The organism is Burkholderia sp. BCC0097 (assembly GCF_902832985.1).
GTDB lineage: Bacteria > Pseudomonadota > Gammaproteobacteria > Burkholderiales > Burkholderiaceae > Burkholderia > Burkholderia orbicola.
The window spans coordinates 517,369-539,191 of record NZ_CADFDM010000002.1 but is presented as its reverse complement, the minus strand read 5'-3'; the positions used below and the strand labels follow the sequence as shown (position 1 = coordinate 539,191).

General features: G+C 67.8%; 16 protein-coding genes. 11 read left to right on the top strand and 5 right to left on the bottom strand.

Translation table 11 applies throughout. The features are described from left to right. The first annotated feature begins 8 nt into the window (after positions 1-8). Complete coding sequence (locus HWX07_RS07625; RefSeq protein ID WP_175875827.1) at positions 9-386, top strand: carboxymuconolactone decarboxylase family protein; 378 nt, start codon at positions 9-11, stop codon at positions 384-386. Then, the gene (locus HWX07_RS07620) at positions 383-1,378 is read left to right on the top strand and encodes an NAD(P)H-quinone oxidoreductase (RefSeq protein WP_175875826.1); all 996 of its coding nucleotides are present in this window, start codon (positions 383-385) and stop codon (positions 1,376-1,378) included. Before HWX07_RS07625 ends, HWX07_RS07620 begins: the two co-directional genes overlap by 4 nt. Positions 1,379-1,610: 232 nt before the next feature. Here the strand turns inward: HWX07_RS07620 and HWX07_RS07615 are convergent, their stop codons facing one another. Further along, positions 1,611-2,957: an MFS transporter gene (locus HWX07_RS07615; protein ID WP_175875825.1), complete on the bottom strand. Its 1,347-nt coding sequence runs from the start codon at positions 2,955-2,957 to the stop codon at positions 1,611-1,613. Between the two features lie 298 nt (positions 2,958-3,255). Between HWX07_RS07615 and HWX07_RS07610 the strand changes: the two genes are divergently transcribed. The 7 genes from HWX07_RS07610 to HWX07_RS07580 all read left to right on the top strand — a co-directional run bounded on the left by HWX07_RS07610 (position 3,256) and on the right by HWX07_RS07580 (position 12,756). After that, entirely contained in the window at positions 3,256-4,293 is a 1,038-nt protein-coding gene (locus tag HWX07_RS07610; protein ID WP_175875824.1) for a LacI family DNA-binding transcriptional regulator, read from the top strand. A 188-nt stretch (positions 4,294-4,481) separates the two neighbouring features. Next, entirely contained in the window at positions 4,482-6,263 is a 1,782-nt protein-coding gene (locus HWX07_RS07605) for an IlvD/Edd family dehydratase (protein WP_175875823.1), read from the top strand. Between the two features lie 32 nt (positions 6,264-6,295). After that, the gene (locus tag HWX07_RS07600) at positions 6,296-7,477 is read left to right on the top strand and encodes a fumarylacetoacetate hydrolase family protein (RefSeq protein WP_175875822.1); all 1,182 of its coding nucleotides are present in this window, start codon (positions 6,296-6,298) and stop codon (positions 7,475-7,477) included. A gap of 284 nt (positions 7,478-7,761) precedes the next feature. Beyond that, the gene (locus HWX07_RS07595; RefSeq protein WP_124676847.1) at positions 7,762-8,703 is read left to right on the top strand and encodes a LysR substrate-binding domain-containing protein; all 942 of its coding nucleotides are present in this window, start codon (positions 7,762-7,764) and stop codon (positions 8,701-8,703) included. A 74-nt stretch (positions 8,704-8,777) separates the two neighbouring features. Continuing rightward, positions 8,778-10,184 carry an FAD-dependent tricarballylate dehydrogenase TcuA gene (gene tcuA, locus HWX07_RS07590; protein WP_175875821.1) on the top strand — a complete coding sequence of 469 codons (1,407 nt, stop codon included), beginning with the start codon at positions 8,778-8,780 and terminating at the stop codon, positions 10,182-10,184. After that, on the top strand, positions 10,180-11,373 hold the full coding sequence (gene tcuB / locus HWX07_RS07585; RefSeq protein WP_279612748.1) for a tricarballylate utilization 4Fe-4S protein TcuB: 1,194 nt from the start codon (positions 10,180-10,182) through the stop codon (positions 11,371-11,373). The genes tcuA and tcuB overlap by 5 nt, the downstream gene beginning before the upstream one ends. Before the next feature lie 66 nt (positions 11,374-11,439). Continuing rightward, a complete protein-coding gene (locus tag HWX07_RS07580; protein WP_175875820.1) occupies positions 11,440-12,756 on the top strand; it encodes an MFS transporter in 1,317 nt (438 codons plus the stop codon). 76 nt (positions 12,757-12,832) lie between these two features. Here HWX07_RS07580 and HWX07_RS07575 read toward each other — a convergent pair whose 3' ends face one another. After that, entirely contained in the window at positions 12,833-14,650 is a 1,818-nt protein-coding gene (locus HWX07_RS07575; RefSeq protein ID WP_175875819.1) for a methyl-accepting chemotaxis protein, read from the bottom strand. Between the two features lie 346 nt (positions 14,651-14,996). Between HWX07_RS07575 and HWX07_RS07570 the strand changes: the two genes are divergently transcribed. After that, a complete protein-coding gene (locus HWX07_RS07570; RefSeq protein WP_175875818.1) occupies positions 14,997-16,583 on the top strand; it encodes a methyl-accepting chemotaxis protein in 1,587 nt (528 codons plus the stop codon). A 189-nt stretch (positions 16,584-16,772) separates the two neighbouring features. After that, positions 16,773-18,734: a phosphatase PAP2 family protein gene (locus HWX07_RS07565; protein WP_175875817.1), complete on the top strand. Its 1,962-nt coding sequence runs from the start codon at positions 16,773-16,775 to the stop codon at positions 18,732-18,734. Between the two features lie 56 nt (positions 18,735-18,790). Here HWX07_RS07565 and HWX07_RS07560 read toward each other — a convergent pair whose 3' ends face one another. The 3 genes from HWX07_RS07560 to HWX07_RS07550 are packed head-to-tail and all read right to left on the bottom strand — an operon-like array spanning position 18,791 to position 21,805. Continuing rightward, positions 18,791-19,069 (bottom strand): hypothetical protein, encoded by a 279-nt coding sequence (locus HWX07_RS07560; RefSeq protein WP_175875816.1) that lies wholly within the window; start codon positions 19,067-19,069, stop codon positions 18,791-18,793. A 55-nt stretch (positions 19,070-19,124) separates the two neighbouring features. Next, complete coding sequence (locus HWX07_RS07555; RefSeq protein WP_175875815.1) at positions 19,125-20,648, bottom strand: altronate dehydratase family protein; 1,524 nt, start codon at positions 20,646-20,648, stop codon at positions 19,125-19,127. Next, the gene (locus tag HWX07_RS07550) at positions 20,645-21,805 is read right to left on the bottom strand and encodes a mannitol dehydrogenase family protein (protein WP_175875814.1); all 1,161 of its coding nucleotides are present in this window, start codon (positions 21,803-21,805) and stop codon (positions 20,645-20,647) included. Before HWX07_RS07550 ends, HWX07_RS07555 begins: the two co-directional genes overlap by 4 nt. Positions 21,806-21,823: the final 18 nt, after the last annotated feature.

The window sequence follows — 21,823 nt, the reverse complement described above, 5'->3', positions numbered from 1 at the left end:
GTATCGCCATGTCTCATACGCATTTCGACAGTCCGCGCGAGGCCGCGCGGGCCTTCACGCCGACGCTTTCGGCATTCGTCGACGACACGCTCTATCCGCGCATCTGGAGCGATCCGGCGCTCTCACCGCGCGACCGCAGCCTCGTGACCGTCGCCGCACTGATCGCGGGGGGCCATCTCGACGAGTTGCCCGCTCACCTGCGCCGCGCGTTGACGAACGGCGTAACCCGCGAAGAGCTCTCCGCGGCAATTACTCACCTCGCGTTCTATGCCGGGTTTCCCGCGGCAATCTCCGCATCCGCCGCGGCGCAGGCAACGCTTGGCGCACAACCTCGATCCGACGATCTCGCCGGTAATTCAGCTACGACGCAGGAAGGTAGGAAATGAAAGCCATCACATTCAAGGAATTCGGCGAGGCCGAGGTTCTCCAACTGGCCGAGGTCCAGGCACCCGAGGTTCGCCCCGACGATCTACTGATACGCGTCCATGCCGCGGGCGTGAATCGCGCGGATCTGACACATCGGCGCGGCGGGTACGGCCGGCCGAACTTCGGCGACTCGACGATCATGGGGCTCGAAATCGCCGGCGAGGTGATCGAGACTGGAAGCGCCGTGCAGGGTTACACCGTGGGTGATCGTGTAATGGGCGTCGTGGGCGGCGGGGCCTATGCGGAACTGGCGCGCATTGACTGGAGAATGGCGATGCCCATTCCGGCAACGATCGACTATGTGCACGCGGCTGCAATACCGGAAGTCTTCGTCACTGCACACGAAGCGTTGTTGTATCTGGGCCGCTTGCAGCGTGGCGATTCGGTGCTCATTCATGCAGCGGCGGGCGGGGTGGGTTCCGCGGCGGTCCAACTGGCCTACGCAACCGGCGCGACGATATTCGCGACCGCAGAAGCGTCGAAACTGGAACGGATCGTTCAACTCGGCGTGGACCATGCGATCGACTACAAGACACAGGATTTTTCGGAAATCGTCGCAAGCAGGACAGGCAAACGCGGTGTCGATGTGGTCATCGACTTCGTGGGCGCGCCGTATTTTTCGCGGAACGTCGCGTCATTGGCAAACGGCGGGCGGCTGGTGCAGGTCGGCATACTCGGCGGCGGCGGTGACGTGAGCGTTGCGCTCGAACAGATCCTGTACCGTCATCTGCAAATCATCGGCACGGTGATGAAGTCGCGCGACCCGCGCGAGAAACACGCGATGGTTCGACGGTTTCGCGAACATTGGCTGGATCGCTTTGCGGGAGGCGCGGGCCTCGAGCCGGTCGTCGACAGCGTGTTTCCTCTTGCAAATGCCGCGGCTGCTCATCGACGGATGGAGTCGGCCGTGAACGTAGGAAAGATCATCCTGACGATGAACGAAGGCACCTGAAGTCACGCTTACTCACGTCGTGTGCCTGTGCATAAAGCAGGCCGATGGCGGTTAAGCGGACGGAAGCGGTCACTCGGCCAACTCGCGCGAGCGACCGCGCAGGCGGTATCCGGAATTCCGTGTGTGATGGCGGAGCGAACCTACACGAGATCAATCCACATGATGTGATGCATCCGGCGCCGGAGCGGCGCGATGTCACCGCCCCCGGCCGGACGTAACGTCGGGCGACGCCCTACCGCCCCGCCGGCGGCTGCAGGATATCGCGCGGAATCGCCGCGATCAGCACGCAGCTGACCAGCAGGCAAGCGCCGAGCGCGTAGGTACCGTTGTTGATGTTGCCGGTCATCTGCTTGGCGACGCCGGTGATCATCGAGCCCGTGAAGCCGGACAGGTTACCCACCGAGTTGATCAGCGCAATGCCGGCCGCCGCGGCCGTACCGGACAGGATCTGCCCCGGAAAGGTCCAGTAGATCGGCATCAGCGCGAGGATGCCGCACGTGGCGATGGTCAGGAATACGATCGACAGCGCCACGTTGTGCGCGAACGCCGCGCTCAGGATCAGGAAGACGCCGCCGATCAGCGCGGGAATCGCCGCATGCAGGCGGCGCTCGCCGGTCCTGCGCGAATGCGACGCGTTCCACACCATCGCGAAGATGGCGGTCAGGTACGGAATGGCCGTCAGCACACCGATGTGCAGCGGGCTCTGCACGCCCGACGCGCGGATGATCGACGGCAACCAGAAGGCCAGCCCGTAGAAGCCGGTATTGAAGGTCAGCAGGATGAAGGTGAGCAGCCAGACGCGCGGGCTGCGCAGCGCTGCGCCGATGCTGTGCGACTTGTGCGCGGCCTCGGATTCGAGGTTGCGCGACAGCACCGCCTTTTCGTCGGCGGACAGCCACTTCGCCGACTGCGGGCCGTCGCCCAGGCACGCCAGCACGATGAACGCCACCACGATCGACGGCAGCCCTTCGAGCAGCAGCATCCATTGCCAGCCGCTCATGCCCGACAAGCCGTGCGTCTGCTCCATCAGCCAGCCAGACACCACGCTGCCCAGCGTCAGGCTCAGCGGGATCGCGACCAGGAAGCCCGACATCGCCACGCTCTGGCGCCGCGCAGGGAACCAGTAGTTCATGTACAGGATGACGCCCGGGAAAAACCCGGCTTCGCACAGCCCCAGCAGGAAGCGCAGCGTGTAGAACATCGTGGTCGTCTGCACGTGGAAGAACTGCGCGAGCGGCACGATGAACGCCATCGACGACGACACGATGCCCCACGTGATCATGATCCGCGCGATCCAGAAGCGTGCGCCGTAGCGGTGCAGCAACAGGTTGCTGGGCATTTCGAACAGGAAATAGCCCCAGAAGAAGATGCTGGCGCCGAGCGCATAGACGCCGTCGCTCAGGCTCAGGTCGTCGAGCATCTGCAGCTTGGCGAAGCCCACGTTGACGCGGTCCAGGTAGGCCACGACGTAGCAGAGCAGCAGCAACGGCAGGATGCGCCGCATGACCTTGCGATAAAGGGCGTCTTCGGACGAGTCGGCCGCGGCCGGTGCGGCAGCGGCCTGCGTGATGGATGGCATCGGTCTGTCTCCTGTTTATGTCGATCTTTTTCGTACCGGCGAGTGCGTTTGACGCATCGATGTTACCGATAACATCCGGTGGCAAAAAAAAGCCGGCGAGGCGACTGGAGCGATCAGCACGTTGATACCGGTAACAAATTCGAAGGTAGCACGCCGCGACAGGCGCGTACAAGTGCCGTCGAACGCGTGGTTTCCCTAGTACGGCCCTCGCTGCGCCGGGCACGCCGCGACCGTGCCTGCACGGTATGCGGCACCGGTATGATGTAGCCTTTCCGGCTCTCTCCCGATCGCGATTCCGATGCCCAGCCCCACCGCCGTCCGGCCCGCCGGGCCGCCCCGCATGTCCGACGTAGCGCGCCTCGCCGGCGTATCGAAGATGACGGTGTCACGCGTGCTCGCGGGCCACAGCGTGGCCGCCGAGACGCGCGCACGGGTCTGCGAGGCCATCGACCAGCTCGGCTACGTGGCGGATGCCGCCGCCGGCGCGCTGTCGTCGGGGCGCTCGGAATTCGTTGCGGTGCTGGTGCCGTCGCTGTCGAGTTCCAACTTCTCGGACACCGTGCGCGGCCTGACCGATGCGCTCGAACCGCATGGCCTGCAGTTGCTGCTCGGCGACACCGACTACGACCTCGAACGTGAAGAACGGCTGGTCCGTTCGATGCTGCGGCACCAGCCGCGCTGCATCGCGCTGACGGGCTCGCAGCACACCGACGCGACGCGCAAGGTATTGGAGCGCTCGGCAATTCCGGTGGTCGAGATGTGGGACCTGCCCACGCGCCCGATCGACACCGCCGTGGGCTTCTCGAACGTGCGCGCCGCCCGTGCGATGGTGCGTCACCTGGCTGAGCGTGGGTATCGGCGCATCGGCTTTCTGGTCGGCGCGAGCGAGCTGGATCGCCGCGGCCTCGACCGGCTCAAGGGCTACCAGGCGGAGATCAAGGCGCTCGGGCTGGGCGAACCGCGCGTCGTGCGGCTCGGCGAATCGCCGATCACGATGAGCCACGGCGGGCCGGCGATGGCGGCGCTGCTGGAGCGATGGCCGGATACCGACGCGGTGATGTGCGTGAGCGACATGTCGGCGTTCGGAGCGATCATGGAGTGTCACCGGCGCGGGCTCGCCGTGCCCGCCGACATCGCCGTGGCCGGCTTCGGGAACTTCGAAGTCGCGACATGCTGCCACCCGACCATCACGACCGTGTCGGTCGACGCGTACGGCATCGGGCTGCGCACGGGCGAAGCGTTGCTGGCGGCGCTGCAAGCGCGCGACGGCGGCGAGCCGAGCGAGTCGAAAAGCATCCGGATCGACTACACGATCATCGCGCGGGAAAGCGCCTGACGGGCCGACGGCCGGGCGCGCGCCGACGCGCGACGTGCGCGGCCTCGCACCGGCCCCCGGCCCCGCATCTGCGCCACGCGCGCACGAAATCCCTTCCGCTACGCAAAAAACCCGTGCTAACATCCAATCGATGTTACCGGTACCATCCGGCACGCAAAATCAAGAAGGCCCTTCGGAGACAGCCTGCCATGTCACACACCCCTCGCCGTCTGCGCAGCCAGGAATGGTTCGACGATCCCGCGCACGCGGACATGACCGCGCTCTATGTCGAGCGCTTCATGAACTACGGGTTGACGCGCGAGGAACTGCAATCTGGCCGCCCCGTCATCGGCATCGCGCAGACGGGCAGCGACCTGGCGCCGTGCAACCGCCATCACATCGAGCTGGCCGAGCGCACCAAGGCCGGCATCCGCGACGCGGGCGGCATTCCGATGGAGTTCCCCGTGCATCCGCTGGCCGAGCAAAGCCGCCGGCCCACCGCGGCGCTCGACCGCAACCTCGCCTACCTCGGGCTGGTGGAAGTGCTGCACGGCTTTCCGCTGGACGGCGTGGTGCTGACGACCGGCTGCGACAAGACCACGCCGGCCTGTCTGATGGCGGCCGCCACCGTCGACCTGCCCGCGATCGTGCTGTCGGGCGGGCCGATGCTCGACGGCTGGCACGACGGCAAGCGCGTCGGATCGGGCACGGTGATCTGGCATGCGCGCAACCTGCTCGCCGCCGGCGAGATCGACTACGAAGGCTTCATGCAGCTGACCACGGCTTCGTCGCCGTCGATCGGCCACTGCAACACCATGGGCACCGCGCTGTCGATGAACAGCCTGGCCGAGGCGCTGGGCATGTCGCTGCCGGGCTGCGCGAGCATTCCCGCCGCCTACCGCGAGCGCGGGCAGATGGCTTACGCGACCGGCAAGCGCGCGGTCGAGCTCGTTCGCGAAGACCTGCGCCCGTCGACGATCATGACGCGCGCGGCGTTCGAGAATGCGATCGTCGTCGCGTCCGCGCTCGGCGCATCGACCAACTGCCCGCCGCACCTGATCGCGATTGCGCGCCACATGGGCGTCGAGCTGAGCCTGGAAGACTGGCAGCGTTTCGGTGAAGCCGTGCCGCTGCTCGTCAACTGCATGCCGGCCGGCGAATACCTCGGCGAGAGCTTCCACCGGGCCGGCGGCGTGCCCGCCGTGCTGCGCCAGCTCGATGCGGCGGGGCTGCTGCGACGCGACTGCCTGACCGTGTCGGGCCGCGCGATCGGCGAGATCGCCGACACCGCGCAGGACGCCGACCGCGACGTGATCCGCACGCCCGACGCGCCGCTCAAGCATGGCGCCGGCTTCATGGTGCTGTCGGGCAACTTCTTCGATAGCGCGATCATGAAGATGTCGGTGGTGGGCGACGCGTTCCGCCGGACCTACCTTTCCGAGCCGGGCGCGGAAAACACGTTCGAGGCGCGCGCGATCGTGTTCGACGGCCCCGAGGATTACCACGCCCGTATCAACGATCCCGCGCTGAACATCGACGAGCGCTGCATCCTCGTGATCCGCGGCTGCGGCACGGTCGGCTACCCGGGCAGCTCGGAAGTCGTGAACATGGCGCCGCCCGCCGAGCTGGTGAAGCGCGGCGTGACGTCGCTGCCGTGCCTGGGCGACGGCCGCCAGAGCGGCACGTCGGCCAGCCCGTCGATCCTCAACGTGTCGCCGGAAGCGGCAGTGGGAGGCGGCCTCGCGCTGCTGCGCACGAACGACCGCGTGCGCGTGGACCTGAATCGCCGCAGCGTCGACGTGCTCGTCGACGAAGACGAACTCGCGCGCCGCCGCGAGAGCGCCAGCTTCACCGTGCCGCAGGCGCAAACGCCGTGGCAGGAACTCTATCGCCGCTTCGTCGGCCAGCTTTCCACCGGCGGCTGCCTCGAACCGGCCACGCTGTACCTGAAGGTGATCGAGCAGCGCGGCAACCCGCGCCATTCGCACTGATCCCACCGCCCCCGACTCTTGCCGAGCTGACCATGCGTACTCCTTCCGTTTCCGACTGCCTGCCGCACGACCTCGCCCACGCGCTGCTGATCGGCCGCGTCTGGCGGCACGACGGTGCCCACGCGGGCCCGAGCGTCGTCGCCGTGCGCGGCGGCGAAGTGTTCGACATCACGCGCACCGTGCCGACCACCGCGGACCTGTTCGACCGGCCCGATGCAGTCGCCCTCGCGCGCACCGCTTCCGGGGAACCGCTCGGCCGCGTCGAGCCGCTGCTGCAGGCGGCGCTCGACGGCACGCCCGGCGCCACGCACCTGCTCGCGCCGTGCGACGTGCAGGCCGTCAAGGCGTGCGGCGTGACCTTTGCGGTCAGCCTGATCGAGCGCGTGATCGAGGAACAGGCCGGCGGCGATCCGGCCAAAGCGCGGGAGGTACGCGACACCATCGCCGCGACCATCGGCACCGATCTGTCGAAGATCGCGCCCGGCTCGGAAGCCGCGCTGCGCCTGAAGGCGGAACTCGAGCGCCGCGGCGCGTGGTCGCAATACATGGAAGTCGGCATCGGCCCGGATGCCGAGGTGTTCTCCAAGGCGCAGCCGATGTCCGCGGTCGGTTTCGGCGCGGACGTCGGGCTGCTGCCCGTGTCGGTGTGGAACAACCCCGAACCGGAAATCGTGCTCGCGGTCGCCAGCGACGGCAGGCCGGTGGGCGCGACGCTCGGCAACGACGTGAACCTGCGCGACATCGAAGGCCGCTCGGCGCTGCTGCTCGGCAAATGCAAGGACAACAACGGCTCGTGCGCGATCGGCCCGTTCGTGCGGCTGTTCGACGACGGCTTCACGCTCGACAGCGTGCGGGCATGCAGCGTGTCGCTGCGCGTCGAAGGCGCGGACGACGGCTTCGTGCTCGACGGCATCAGCCACATGCGCGAGATCAGCCGCGACCCGGCCGACCTCGTCGCGCAGACCTGCGGCGCGCATCACCAGTATCCGGACGGCTTCATGTTGTTCCTCGGCACGATGTTCTCGCCGATCCAGGATCGCGACGCGCCCGGCGGCGGATTCACGCATCACCTGGGCGATCGCGTCACGATCTCCACGCCCGCGCTCGGCGCGCTCGTCAATACCGTGCGGCTTTGCACGGAGATCGCGCCGTGGACCTTCGGCGTGCGCGCGCTGTATGCGAATCTGGCCGCGCGCGGGCTGCTTTCCGAATGAAAGCGGGACACGCGGCGACATGAAGTCCTGCGCGAACGACGTCGACGGACAGTAAGCGAAGCGGTATGAAACGGCCGTTCGCGCCGGCACGCACGTAGGCCGGCCTTCACTGCGCGACCTGAACACTCGCCGAGCCGGAACGGCCGCCGCGAGCGGCGCCGCCAGCCGATCCCGCCATCCCGTAGCCTTTCCGGCGTCGCTCCACGGCCTCGGCGGACGCGATTCGCCCCACCGGCGCCTCGTCGGCTGCGACAATACCGCGGCTGAGTCAATTCGAGGTGTCGATGGAACTGAGGCAACTGCGCTATTTCGTCTGCGTCGTGGAACACGGCAGCATGGGCAAGGCCGCGCTCGAACTGGGCGTGGTGACGTCCGCACTGAGCCAGCAGATCAGCCGGCTCGAGAGCGAGCTGTCCACGCGCCTGCTGCAACGCACCTCCACGGGCGTCGTGCCGACGGACGCCGGTCTTGCATTCTGGAGACAGGCGCAACTCGCGTTGCGCCACGTCGACGATGCTGCGCTGGCCGCGCGTCAGGCGCGCCTGTCGGGGCACGTCAGCGTCGGGCTTGCGCCCAGTACGACCGGCGTACTCGGCCTCGCGTTCATGCGGGCGATGCGACAGCGCTATCCGGATGTCCGCTTGCGCATGGTCGAGAGTCTGTCGGGCTATCTCGGCGCGATGCTGAGTGCGCGCCAAATCGACCTGGCGATCCTGTTTCGTGAAGAACCCGCGCAGCGCTGGAGCGTGATGCCGTTGCTCGACGAACATCTGTTCGTGATCGGCGCGCCCGGCCTGCCGGGGATGCCCGACGGGCCGCACGTCCGTCTGGCGGACCTCGGCGCCGTGCCGCTGATCCTGCCGAGCGGCCCGCATGGCCTGCGCGCCTTGCTGGATGCCGCATTCGCCCGCACCGGCTTCACCCCGCACATCGCCGCCGAAGTCGACGGCCTCGCGATGTTGATGGATGCGGTGCGCGGCGGGCTCGGGGCAACCATTCAACCGGGCGCGGCGCTTGCGCGGCTCGAGAACGCCGCGCTTACGAGCATCCCGGTCGCGGACGCCCACGCGACGCGGCCGAACCTGATCGCGAGCGTCTCCGACGACGAGTTGTCGCCCGCCGGGCTCGCCGCGCGGGTCGTCCTCGCCGACGTGGCGCGCGAGATCGTCGCGGCAGGCGGGTGGCCCGGCGCCACGCTGCGCGAGCCGCCTCTTCACAAAAACTGAAGACGTGTTGCCGCTCCGCTGATGGCGGCAGGCGAGGCCGATCCGTAGAGTGCGTCTCAAAGGAGACAACTCAGATGATCGATGTTCTCGTAATCGGCGGCGGCAACGCGGCGCTGTGCGCCGCCTTGATGGCGCGCGAAGCCGGCGCGTCGGTGCTGCTGCTCGAAGCGGCGCCGCGGGCATGGCGCGGCGGAAACTCCCAGCACACCCGCAACCTGCGTTGCATGCACGACGGCCCGCAGGACGTGCTGGTCGGCGCCTATCCGGAAGAAGAGTACTGGCAAGACCTGCTGAAGGTCACGGGCGGCATCACGAACGAGGCGTTGGCCCGGCTCGCGATCCGCGCGTCGGCGAACTGTCGCCCGTGGATGCGCGCACATGGCGTGCGGTTTCAGCCGCCGTTGTCCGGCGCACTGCACGTGGCGCGGACCAATGCATTCTTCATGGGCGGCGGCAAGGCGCTGGTGAACGCGTATTACCGCAGCGCCGAAGCGCTGGGCGTACGGATTCGCTACGACACGCCCGTCGACGCCGTCGAACTCGACGGCGATCGCTTCGTCGCCGCGCATAGCGGAAACCGGCGCTTCGAGGCGCGCAGTTGCGTGCTCGCGGCGGGCGGCTTCGAATCCAACCGCGAATGGCTGCGTGAAGCATGGGGACAAAACGAGCGTGGCGAGTGGCCCGCCGACAATTTCCTCATCCGCGGCACGCGGTTCAACCAAGGTGTCCTGCTCAAGGCGATGCTCGACGCCGGCGCCGATGCGATCGGCGACCCGTCGCAGTCGCATTGCGTCGCGATCGACGCACGCGCGCCGCTCTACGACGGCGGCATCTGCACGCGGATCGATTGCGTATCGCTCGGTATCGTCGTCAACCGCGATGCGCGGCGCTTCTACGACGAAGGCGAGGACTTCTGGCCGAAGCGTTATGCGATCTGGGGCCGCCTCGTTGCGCAGCAGCCGGGGCAGACCGCCTACTCGATCATCGACGCCAAGGCCGTCGGACGCTTCATGCCACCGGTATTTCCGGGTGTCCGCGCCGATTCGTTGCCGGAACTCGCACGCCGGCTGAACCTGCCCGAACGCGCATTCGTGGAGACGCTACGCACGTACAACGCCGCATGCCAGGCAGGCACGTTCGATCACACCGTGCTCGACGACTGTCGCACCGAAGGCGTCAGCCCCGCGAAAACCCACTGGGCACGCCCGATCGATACGCCGCCCTTCTTCGGCTACGCGCTGCGTCCCGGCATCACGTTTACGTATCTCGGGCTCAAGGTCAACGAGCGCGCGCAGGTTCACTTCGGCGGACGGCCGAGCGGCAACCTGTTCGTGGCCGGCGAGATGATGGCCGGCAACGTACTGGGCAAGGGTTACACGGCGGGCGTCGGGATGTCGATCGGCACCGCGTTCGGCCGTATCGCGGGCACCGAGGCGGCGAAGGCCGCGCAAACGACCGGAGTTCAACGTGAACAATATTGAAGAACCAGTCCGCGACGCCCACGCGCTCGCCCCCGCCGGCCGGCCGTCGACACGCGCGAGCGGCGCCGCCGTGATCCGTATCGTGCCCGTCACCGACCACGAAGCGGAAGTCGCGCGCCAGATGCAGATCTGCAATGCGTGCCGCTACTGCGAAGGATTTTGCGCGGTCTTTCCGGCGATGACGCGCCGGCTCGAGTTCGCGAAGGCGGACGTCAACTACCTGGCCAACCTGTGCCACAACTGCGGCGCGTGCTATCACGCATGCCAATATGCGCCGCCGCACGAGTTCGCGGTGAACGTGCCGAAGGCGATGGCGCAGGTCCGGCTCGATACGTATGTCGAATATGCGTGGCCCGCCGCGCTGGGCAAGCTCTACCGGCGCAACGGCCTGACCGTCGCGCTCGCGCTCGCGATCGGGCTGGCGCTTTTCCTGATGCTCGGCGTCGCGATGCACGGCTCGCTGCCGAACGGCTCGTCGGGCGGGCGTTTCTATGCGATCTTTCCGCACAACCTGCTCGCGGCGATGTTCGGCTCGGTGTTCGGGCTCGCCATTCTGGCGCTCGGGGTGGGCGTGACGCGCTTCTGGCGCGACGTGTCGTCGGGCACGGCAAGCATGCCGGCGGTTGCCGAGGCGGCGAAGCACGCGCTCGCGCTCACCTATCTCGACGGCGGCCACGGTGATGGCTGCAATGAATCGGACGATGCGTTCACGCTCGCGCGGCGCCGGTTTCACCACTTCACGTTCTACGGTTTCATGCTGTGCTTTGCCGCCACGCTCGTGGCGACCTTCTATCACTACGCGCTGGACCTGCACGCGCCTTACGCGTTCCTGAGCCTGCCCGTGCTGCTCGGCACCGCCGGCGGAATCGGCCTGCTGATCGGGCCTGCCGGCCTCTTATGGCTCAACCTGCGGCGCGACCCCGCGCGGACCGATCCGGCACAGCGCCCGATGGACCGCGGCTTCATTGCGCTGCTGATGCTCGTGAGCGGATCGGGACTGGCGCTGCTCGTTTGGCGCGACACGAGCGCGATGGCGACGCTGCTCGCCGTTCATCTCGGCATCGTGATGGCCCTCTTCGCAACGTTGCCGTACGGGAAATTCGCGCACGGCATCTTTCGCTGCGCGGCGCTGCTCAAGTCGTCGATCGAAAAACGCCAGGCCGACCGCCTGCAACTCGGCTCGGACTGAATCGAGCCAATCGAAGCGGTCCGGCTTTCGGGCCGCTTCGCACCATACATCCAACGGAGACACCCCATGCATCCCTCACCGTCGATCGCGCCGGACGGCACGGCCGCAGGCACGTCGAAGCTCGGCGCGGTCCTGCGCGTGACCAGCGGCAATTTTCTCGAGCAGTTCGACTTTTTCCTGTTCGGCTTCTATGCGACCAGCATCTCGCGGGTCTTCTTTCCGGCGGCAAGCGAGTTCGCGTCGCTGCTGCTGACGTTTGCCGTGTTCGGCGCCGGTTTCCTGATGCGTCCGCTCGGTGCGATCGTGCTCGGCGCCTACATCGACGAAGTGGGAAGACGCAAAGGGCTGATCGTCACGCTCTCGATCATGGCGAGCGGAACGATCCTGATCGCGTGCGTGCCGGGGTACGCGACGATCGGGCTCGCCGCGCCGGCGCTGGTGTTGCTGGGACGCCTGCTGCAGGGCTTCTCCGCCGGGACCGAGTTGGGCGGCGTGTCGGTCTATCTCGCGGAAATGGCCACGCCCGGGCACAAGGGCTTCTATACGAGCTGGCAGTCGGCGAGCCAGCAGGTCGCGATCGTCGTCGCGGCGGCCGTGGGCTATCTGCTGAATCATCTGCTGACGAGCCAGGAAATCGGTGCGTGGGGCTGGCGCATCCCGTTCTTCATCGGTTGCGCGATCGTGCCGGTCATTTTCGTGCTTCGCCGAACGCTGCAGGAAACGGACGAATTCAGGGCGCGCACCCATCATCCGCGAGCACGCGAGGTGTTCGCGACAATGCTGCGGAATTGGCGCACCGTGTTTGCCGGCATGCTGCTCGTCGCCATGACCACGACGACGTTCTACCTCATCACGGTCTACACGCCGACGTTCGGCAGGGCCGTCCTGAAACTGTCCACGGCGGACAGCCTGATCGTCACGCTGTGCGTAGGCGTGTCGAATTTCTTCTGGCTGCCTGTCGGCGGTGCGCTGTCGGACCGCATCGGACGCAAGCCGATTCTCGTGGCCATCGCGGTCGCGGCCATCGTGACGTCGTATCCCGCGCTTGCCTGGCTTTCATCCGCGCCCAGCTTCGGCCGCATGCTGGCCGTGCTGTTGTGGCTCTCGTTCTTCTTCGGCATGTACAACGGCGCGATGGTCGCGGCGCTGACCGAAATCATGCCCGCCAGCGTCCGCGTGGCCGGTTTCTCGCTTGCATTCAGCCTCGCGACCGCGGTCTTCGGCGGCTTCACGCCGGCGGTGTCGACCTATCTGATCGAGGTGACGGGCGACAAGGCCGCGCCCGGCTACTGGCTCAGCTTCGCCGCGTGCTGCGGGTTGCTCGCGACACTGTCGTTGTATCGCAAAGGCGGGACGGCGCGGCGTTCGGCGTCGCCTGCGTGACAAGCGGTGCTTGCCTGAACGGAACGGCGGTGCGGCGCCTGCAGCGCGGCGCTCGCCGCTCGCGCCAGGGCGACCATCACGCCGGCACCGCACGCTCCGCCAGCTTGAACTCCCCGACCGTCTGCGCGAGCCGGGCCGCCTGCTCGCGCAGCGACGTCGCGGCAGCCGCCGATTGCTCGACGAGCGCCGCGTTCTGCTGCGTCGTATCGTCGAGCTGCGACACCGCCTGATTCACCTGCTCGAGCCCCGTGCTCTGCTCCTTCGCGGCGACGCTGATTTCGGCGATCACGCTCGTGATGTTGCGCACGCCGTCGACGATTTCGTCCATCGTCGCCCCGGCCGTCTGGACCAGCCCGGAGCCGCCCTCGATCTTCTCGACCGACGAATGGATCAACTGCTTGATTTCCCGCGCGGCCTGCGCACTGCGCTGCGCGAGCGCACGCACCTCCCCGGCGACGACCGCGAAACCGCGGCCGTGCTCGTTCGCGCGGGCCGCCTCGACGGCGGCGTTCAACGCGAGAATGTTGGTCTGGAACGCGATGCCGTCGATCACGCCGACGATGTTGGCGATCTCTGCCGACGCCTGCGTGATGTCGCTCATCGTCGAGACGACTTCGCGCACGACCGTGCCGCCCCGCAGCGCGACATCCGACGCCGATTCCGCCAGACGGTTCACCTGGCTCGCGGCATCGGCCGAGTTGCGGGCCGTGCCGGCGATCTCCTCGAGCGCGGCGGCCGTTTCCTGCAGGCTCGACGCCGCGTGTTCGGTACGGGCCGACAGATCCTGGTTGCCCTGGGCGATCTCGGCGCTCGCGAGGTTGACGGACGTGCTGAACGCGCGGATCTGCAGCAGGATCGCGCTGATCTTCTCGGCGAATGCGTTGAACGCCCGCGCGATCTGCGCGGCTTCGTCCGCGCCGTCGGCGGGCAGGCGCTTCGTCAGGTCGCCGCTGCCGCTCGATACGTCCGTGAGCGCATCGCGCACCATCAGGATGCGCTTGAAGGCCGCGTTCGTCATCGCGCCGACGAGCGCGGCCGCGATGATGGCGACGATCACGATCGCCAACAGCGTCGTCGTCGCGACGGCTCGCATGCCGGCCGTCACGTCGCCCTTGTCGAGCGCGAGTACCAGCGACCAGTCGGTGCCGACGATCGGTTGTGCGCGCATCAATTTGGCGGCGCCGTCGATGTCGACCGCAACGGGCGCGGATGCCGTCTGCAGCGCGCCGAGGCGGTCGGCATCGAGTTCCGGCGAGAGGCCGGTGGCCGGCTTCATGATCAGGTCGGTCTGGGCCGACGCGATCACGCGGCCTCCCTTGTCCACCAGGAATGCAAAGCTCGCCGGGGTCGGGTGAACGGAAGTCACGATCGAGCTCACGTTCTCCATGAACAGGCTGGCTGCCAGCACGCCCTTTACCGCGCCGTCGCGCACCACCGGCACCGCGAACGCGACGGCCGGCTTGCCGCTCGTCGCATCGCGGTAGAGCGCCGTCACGACCAGACGGCCCGCGCCGACAGCCTGCTTGTACCAGGGCCGCGCGGTCGGATCGTAGCCGGGCGAGAGCGGCACGTTGGAGAACGCCGTCTTGTCCGGCAGGCCGAGCGTCAGTACCTCGAAGCCGCCCGACTTGCCGAGCAGCTTCAACGCCGGCACCGGATCGCCCTCGCCGATCGCGATCGTGTCCGCCAGCGCCTGGGTTTCGCGCGAACGGCTGGCCACCCATTCGTCGATCGCCAGCGCATGGCCGGCGAGGATGGACTTGTGATTCTGGTCGATGGCCTCGTCGTTGTGGGTCTTGACGACGTAATAGACCAGCCCCCCGGTTACGGCCAGCGCCGTCACGACGATGGCGACGCACGTCGCCAGTATCCGTGCGCGAATTGATGACAGCATGATGACTTCGGTCTCCGTTGCCGCGTGATTGAACAGGATCGGCGAACAGGCTGATCCTGATCCATTTAACGGCACCGGGGGCGGGAAGTTGAGCGATGCGGGCAGGACGGCGGCACGCAGGAGGCCGCAAGACGCGCTATCGCGCGAAGCGCGAACATGGATACCGGTTGTAGCGTGCGGATCCGGAGCCGTTCGCGCGCTCGGCGTGACGAACGCGGACCGCGGTCGAATTTTTTTTGACGTCAGGCAACACGCAAACGATTGCCCGGAGAGCCCGTCCTAAACTGTTCGTTCTCCATTCCGTTAATCAGGAAATCTATTTGATACTCCAAACTGGATTCCTCCTATGAATGATCGACGATTGACGGTTCGCATGAAGCTGATCATGGCTTTCGGACTTCTTACATGCCTGGTCGTGCTCGTCTCGCTCCTCGGCATCATCTCGCTCGGCAACGCAAACGACGCCTTCGAGGACTACGTCAACGGCACCAACGCCCGCGCGAACCTGGCGGACAAGATTCGCTTCGCCGTCGACCGGCGCGCGATCGCCGCCCGCAACCAGGTCCTCGCGGCTAGCCCGCGCGATGCGGACCTCGAGAAGGAAGCGGCGCTGCAGGCCGACCGCGAAGTCGGCATGCTGATGAGCGAACTGACGAATGCGGTTCGCGACGGAAGCGGCGCGTCCGACAAGTCTCGCGAACTGGTTCGGCAAATCGGGGCGATCGAGACGCAGTACGGCCCCGTGGCGCGCGCCATCGTCGACGCGGCGGCGAACAACCGGCGCGACCAGGCGATCACGATGATCAACGAACAGTGTCGACCGCTGCTGGCGCAGCTTGTGGCGGCCACCGACACGTATGCGAAGTACTCGCGCTCGCGGGCCGACCACCTGGTGAAGGAATCGGACGACCGTTATACCTCGCGCCGACTGATGCTGATCGCCATCTGCATCGCCGCCGCCGCCGCGGCCGCGATCTCGGGCCTCTTCATCACGCGCGGCCTGCTGCGCGCGCTGGGCACGGAGCCCGCCGCGCTCAGCGAGATCGCCGGCCATATCGCCGCCGGCAATCTCGCCGCCGAATCCACGACCGGCGCCGCGCCGGCCGGCAGCGTGCTGGCTTCCATGCGGGACATGCAGGCGAACCTGATCCGCCTGATCTCGGAAGTCCGTACCGCATCGGGCAACGTCGCGACAGGGGCCGGCGAAATCGCGTCCGGCAACCAGGATCTCTCCTCCCGCACCGAACAGCAGGCCGCCTCGTTGCAGGAGACCGCATCAAGCATGGAGCAACTGACATCCACCGTGCGCCTGAACGCCGACAACGCGCAGCAGGCGAGCGGCTTGGCCAACAATGCATCGGAGGTCGCCCAGCGCGGCAGCTCGGCGGTCGGCCTGATGGTCGACACGATGACGGACATCAGCGCGAGCTCCGCCAAGATCGCCGAGATCACCGGGATCATCGAGGGAATCGCGTTCCAGACCAACATTCTCGCGCTCAACGCGGCCGTGGAGGCCGCCCGCGCCGGCGAGCAGGGCCGCGGCTTCGCGGTGGTGGCCAGCGAAGTCAGGAGTCTGGCGCAGCGTTCGTCGAGCGCCGCGAAGGAAATTCGCGAGCTGATCTCGCAATCGGTCCAGAAAATCCAGGATGGCTCGCATATCGCGAACAACGCGGGCGACACGATGAGCCAGGTCACGCATGCGATCTCGCGCGTGACCGACATCATGGGCGAGATCGCCGCGGCGTCGAGCGAGCAAAGCCGCGGCATCGAGCAGGTCAATCTGGCCATCACGCAAATGGACGAAGTCACGCAGCAGAATGCGGCGCTCGTCGAACAGGCCGCCGCCGCGTCGAAGTCGCTCGAGGAACAGGGCAGCCGGCTTGCCGAGGCCGTCTCGCTGTTCCGGCTGGACACGCGCACGGCCGGTGCGTAGGCCGGCGCCCGCCGCCCTGTGTCGGTGACGGACGCCATGGATTCCGGCGTCCGTCATGTTAAGTACCGGAAATTAACCAGATAGTGGGAATTTTCGCCTGCCGCGTGCAACGCGAAACAATTCCGTAACGACCGCGTAACGATCGCTCACCACAATCCTCCATCTTCTACCATCAGGATGGAGTCTTGCATGTTTGCGTCACGAAGCCGTTTCCCGCTGCACGTCGCAGCATTGTCGAGTGCGATCGTACTGGCTGCCTGCGGCGGCGGCGACGACGTCACGTCGACCGGCACGATCGCCGCGGCCGTTCCCGCGCCGCCCGCCGACCCCGGCTTCGTCGACAGCGCGCCGATCCCGAGCGCGCCCGCGTTCGTCGACAACGTCGCGACCAACCAGCGCGGCGATGCGCGCTATGCGACGCTGTCGACCAACGCCGCGGTGCGCGTGTTGAGCCGTTTCCTCGATCTGTGGCAGCCGGCGACGATGCTGGTCGACGCGGGCGTGAGCGCGCCGGCGAACGGCGCGTTCCCGGCCATCTCGCCGTCGACCTGCTCCGGGCTGCCGAACAGCGGCGTGCCCTGCGGCACGATCCTGAACGATGCGGTGCTGTCGGCCAACGTGCAGTACGTGATCAACGCGACGACCGCCCGGACGCCGCAACAGGCCGATGCCGCGTACTACGACGACCGGCGCGGCAAGGGATACAGCGTGACCGACGGCATGGGTCCGCTCACCGCCGCGTGGCGCACCGCGGCCCAGCAGACGACCAGCATCACCAGCGTGCCCGCCGATGCGACGACCGTGCTGTACAACGATTCCGGCAACAACGTCGGCGTCGGCAGCAGCGGCGGCAACGCCAGCTTCGGCAAGGTCGTCGACCTGCTCAACGAAATGGGCAACAACGCGTCGACCGAACCGTCGAAACGCTTCTTCAAATACGCGCGCCCGTACCGCTGGAGCACCAGCGTGGTCGTCGCGCCGACGCTCGTGCCGGCCGAAAGCACCACGCCCGCGACCGACGGCGGCTTCGTCAGCGGCCACACGGCCGAGGCCGTGCGCGATGCGACGACGATGGCGTGGCTCGTGCCGGAACGCTTCCAGGAAATGGTCAGCCGCGGCCTCGAACTGGGCGAGAACCGGATTCTCGCCGGCATGCATTCGCCGCTCGACGTGATCGGCGGCCGCACGCTCGCGCTGGCCATCAGCGCGGCGAACCTGACCGCGTACGCCAGCGACGCGCAGGCCGCCTACACGCAAGCGCATCAGACGCTGCAGCAACTGACCGGAACGAGCGCCACGACCTTCTCCGCATTCGCGCACTCGGGCACGACGGCCACCGACCGGTTCGCCGACTACACGACGAACCGGGCCGCGTTCCTGCGCCGCATGACCTTCGGCTTCGGTGCGATCGAATCGACGAACGCACCGCCGGTCGTGCCGAAGGGCGCGGAGATCCTGCTGCAGACGCGCTTTCCGTACCTGAGCGCCGACCAGCGGCGCGTCGTGCTGAAGACGACCGAGCTGCCGTCCGGCTATCCGGTCATGGACGACGCGGAAGGCTGGGGGCGCCTGAACCTGTTCGCGGCGGCCGACGGCTACGGCGCGTTCAACGGCAACGTGATCGTGTCGATGGATGCGTCGCAGGGCGGGCTCAATGCCGCCGACCTGTGGCGCAACGACGTCGCGGGCGCCGGCAAGCTGACGCTGCAAGGCAGCGGCACGCTGACGCTGGCGGGCAACAACGCCTACACGGGCGGCACGCAGGTGAGCGGCGGCACGCTCGCGGCGGCGTCGCCGACGGCGTTCGGCACGGGCGACGTGTACGTCGGCTCGGGCGGCAGCGTACGGATCGCGGCCGCCGCGCCGGTGACGATCGCCACCCGCTACACGCAGCTCGACAACACGACGCTCGAACTCGACATCGACGGCAACGGCGGTGGGCGTCTGCGCGTGGGCGGCCCGCTCACCGTCACGGGCGGCACGCTGCACGTGAAATTCGTGAACGGCTACGCACCGAAGGCCGGCGACACCATCGCGCTGATCGACGGTGCGGCGGCGGCCGCGAAGTTCGCGACGGTGACGGTCGACGGGTTCAAGGCCACGCCGGTCTACACGGCGACGGGCGTGTCGATCACGCTGTCGGCGGCGTAACCGGCAGCGAAGATCGTTCCTGCAACGGCGCCGCTCATGGGCGGCTTCGGCTACAGCTACGCGAAGCGACCGGAGGCCGCCATGCCGGCGTCGTCCGGGCAAGACCGCGTACCGAAGCGCCGTTGCAGCTCGATGATCGTCGGCAGGTTGAAATCGTGGACGTCCGGCGTGGCGCCGCCCTGCCGCCGGCTCACCTCGACACAGAGTTCCAGCGCACGCGCGCGGGTTTCGGCGAGCAAGCGCAGCGCCTCGCCGAGCAAGCCCTTCTCCAGTTCCGACAATGAGCCGTCGTGACCGGTTTCGCCGATTGCCGGCTCGCTCATGCTGGTTTCCATCGCGGCTTCTCCTTCGCTGTCCGATTGCCCACGCGGCCGCACGCCGCCTTGCGCGTCACATGACCGCGCCGCGCAGCCACGGCACGAACTCGCGTTCACCGATGCCGTTGTCCTCGCTGCGCGATCGCCGCCCGGAGGCGACGTCGAGCATCAGCCGAAACAGCCGCGCGCCCGCTTCGTCGACCGAGAGCGAACCGGCGACGATCCCGCCGCTGTCGAAATCCATGTCCGATTGCATCCGCTCGTACAGGCCGCTCGTCGTCGCGATCTTGATCGTCGGCACCGGCTTCGAGCCGAACACCGAGCCTCGTCCCGTGGTGAAGCACACGAGATTCGCGCCGCCGGCGATCTGCCCGGTGGCCGACACCGGGTCGTAACCGGGCGTATCCATGAACACGAGCCCGGCTTGCCGCACCGGCTCCGCATAGTCGTAGACCGCGCGCAGCGGCGAGCGGCCGCCCTTCGACACCGCGCCGAGCGACTTCTCGAGAATCGTCGTGATGCCGCCGGCGAGGTTGCCGGGCGACGGGTTGTTGTTCATTTCGCCGCCGTTGTCTGCGACGTAGCGCTCCCACCACTGCAACCTGCCGAGCAAACGCTCGGCCACGTCGCGCGAGGCCGCCCGCGCGATCAGCAAATGCTCCGCGCCGTAGATCTCGGGCGTCTCGGACAGAATCGCGGTGCCGCCGTTGCGGACCAGCAGATCGACGGCCGCGCCGAGCGCCGGATTCGCGGTGATGCCCGAGTAGCCGTCGGACCCGCCGCACTGCAGGCCGACCGTCAGCCGCGAGGCCGGCACGGCGCTGCGACGCGCGCCGTCGGCCCGCTCCAGCAACTCGCGCACGATCGACACGCCTTTGGCAACGGTGTCGCGCACCCCGCCCTCGTCCTGGATGACCAGCGTGCGCACGGTGCCCGGCGCTGCCGCGTCGAGCCGTTGCGCGAGCGCGCCGACCTGGTTGACCTCGCACCCGAGGCCGACGAGCAGCACGCCGGCGAAATTCGGGTTGCGCGCGTAACCGACGAGCGTGCGCCGCAGCAGTTCGATGCCGTCACCGGTCGCCGACATGCCGCAGCCGCTCTGATGAGTGATCGCGACGACGCCGTCGACGTGACCGAACGCATCGAGCGCGCCGTGCCGGTATGCATCGGCGATCGCGTGACAGACGCTCGCCGAACAGTTGACGCTCGCGATCACGCCGACGTAGTTGCGGGTCCCCACGCTGCCGTCGGGCCGCACGAATCCGTCGAAGGTGTCGCGGCGATCCGTTGCAACGTCGTGTGTGTCGCCCGCAGGCCCGTCGTCGTGCGCATGCCGCTCGGGCATCCCGACGTTGTGCACGTGCACGTGCTCGCCGGCTGCGATGTCGCGCAACGCGACGCCGATCGGCTGCCCGCATTTGACGATCGCGTCGCCGCGCGCGATCGGCGCGGTGGCGATCTTGTGGCCGGCCGGTATCGCGGCCGCCGGCCGCAGCGGTGCGCCGTGCACGTCGACCGGCACGTCCGGCGCGAGCGCGTCGAGCGCGACGGCGACGTTGTCGTTGCCGTGAAGGATCACGATGGTCGGTTGCTTCACGATGGACTTCTCCCTGTCGTTGCGGCCGCCGGTTCGTAGCGGGCGGCGAGTTGCCGCAATCGCGCTTGTTCGACCGGCACCGCCAGCGAATCCCCGAGCGCGAGCAGCGGCTCGATCCGCCGCGCGACCTTCTCGCGATGGTTGACCGCGATATCGGCGATGCGATGCGCGAGAAACGGGTTGAGAAAGCGCTCGCGCACGCTGTCGACGTAGCGTTCCGCCGTGTCGCGCAAGCCCAGCGCGACGAATACTGGCGTGACCTCATCGCGCCACACGGCTTCGAGACCGTCGCGCAGCCGCGCATCGCTCATCGCGTCCAGCACCGTTTCCGATGCGTCGCGCCCTGCCGCGAGCCACTGTTCCGCGAGCCAGCTGTGCCCGAGATTGAGGAAGAACAGCTTCAGGCGCTCGTGGCCGCGCAAATCGTCGGTGACGACGATCTGCGCATGCGTGCACGGCAGCGCCATATCGGCACGCCGTTCGATCGCCCATAGCGCGTAGGGCTCCGCAATCGCGCCGACCGGATGCAGCGGCTCGGACACGATGCGGTCGACGAGCGAGTTGACCCATACGCAGCGGCTGCACAGATAGTCGGTGAACGCGTCGGGCAGCCGCCACTGGCGCGCGAGGCCCAGCACGATGTCGCGCAGCGTGTCGCCGTTGTTCGTCACCAGTTCGCAAGGCAGCACGGTGACGCCATCGCCGGGCCGCACCTGCCAGCGCGCGTGCAGCAGCGCGAGCAGCTTCGCCGGAAAGCCGTGCGGTGCGTGCTCCGGCTGGGCCAGCAGGTCCACGGCATCGCGCGGATCGGGGCGATACCCAGCATCGCCGGTGTTCGACACGATGACGCGCACCGTCTCGATCGTAGCAGCGCGGATCTCCGCCCAGTCCCGCTCGGCGTCCCACGCGCGCTGCACGGCGCGGCACTCGACGACTTCGTCGACCACGCCGCCGCGCTCGCGCCCGCGAATCCGCACCGGATAACGACCGGTGGCGCGCAGCGCATCGATGCGGGCGCGGCTGGCCGGATTGCCGGTCGTCTGCACGATGCCGATGCCGCCCATCGCGTTGCCGTCGTCCAGCGCCTGCGAGACGAACAAGTCGACGTGCGCGAGCAAGAAGCGGCTCGTGCCGAACTGCAGGATCGGCGGCGTCATTGCGTGCGCTCCGCGTGC

What these genes read in the sequence shown, in the direction of transcription:
- HWX07_RS07625 (WP_175875827.1), top strand. Translation starts at nt 9, where the DNA reads ATGTCTCATACGCATTTCGACAGTCCGCGCGAGGCCGCGCGGGCCTTC.
- HWX07_RS07620 (WP_175875826.1), top strand. Translation starts at nt 383, where the DNA reads ATGAAAGCCATCACATTCAAGGAATTCGGCGAGGCCGAGGTTCTCCAA.
- HWX07_RS07615 (WP_175875825.1), bottom strand. Translation starts at nt 2,957, where the DNA reads ATGCCATCCATCACGCAGGCCGCTGCCGCACCGGCCGCGGCCGACTCG.
- HWX07_RS07610 (WP_175875824.1), top strand. Translation starts at nt 3,256, where the DNA reads ATGCCCAGCCCCACCGCCGTCCGGCCCGCCGGGCCGCCCCGCATGTCC.
- HWX07_RS07605 (WP_175875823.1), top strand. Translation starts at nt 4,482, where the DNA reads ATGTCACACACCCCTCGCCGTCTGCGCAGCCAGGAATGGTTCGACGAT.
- HWX07_RS07600 (WP_175875822.1), top strand. Translation starts at nt 6,296, where the DNA reads ATGCGTACTCCTTCCGTTTCCGACTGCCTGCCGCACGACCTCGCCCAC.
- HWX07_RS07595 (WP_124676847.1), top strand. Translation starts at nt 7,762, where the DNA reads ATGGAACTGAGGCAACTGCGCTATTTCGTCTGCGTCGTGGAACACGGC.
- tcuA (WP_175875821.1), top strand. Translation starts at nt 8,778, where the DNA reads ATGATCGATGTTCTCGTAATCGGCGGCGGCAACGCGGCGCTGTGCGCC.
- HWX07_RS07580 (WP_175875820.1), top strand. Translation starts at nt 11,440, where the DNA reads ATGCATCCCTCACCGTCGATCGCGCCGGACGGCACGGCCGCAGGCACG.
- HWX07_RS07575 (WP_175875819.1), bottom strand. Translation starts at nt 14,650, where the DNA reads ATGCTGTCATCAATTCGCGCACGGATACTGGCGACGTGCGTCGCCATC.
- HWX07_RS07570 (WP_175875818.1), top strand. Translation starts at nt 14,997, where the DNA reads ATGAATGATCGACGATTGACGGTTCGCATGAAGCTGATCATGGCTTTC.
- HWX07_RS07565 (WP_175875817.1), top strand. Translation starts at nt 16,773, where the DNA reads ATGTTTGCGTCACGAAGCCGTTTCCCGCTGCACGTCGCAGCATTGTCG.
- HWX07_RS07560 (WP_175875816.1), bottom strand. Translation starts at nt 19,069, where the DNA reads ATGGAAACCAGCATGAGCGAGCCGGCAATCGGCGAAACCGGTCACGAC.
- HWX07_RS07550 (WP_175875814.1), bottom strand. Translation starts at nt 21,805, where the DNA reads ATGACGCCGCCGATCCTGCAGTTCGGCACGAGCCGCTTCTTGCTCGCG.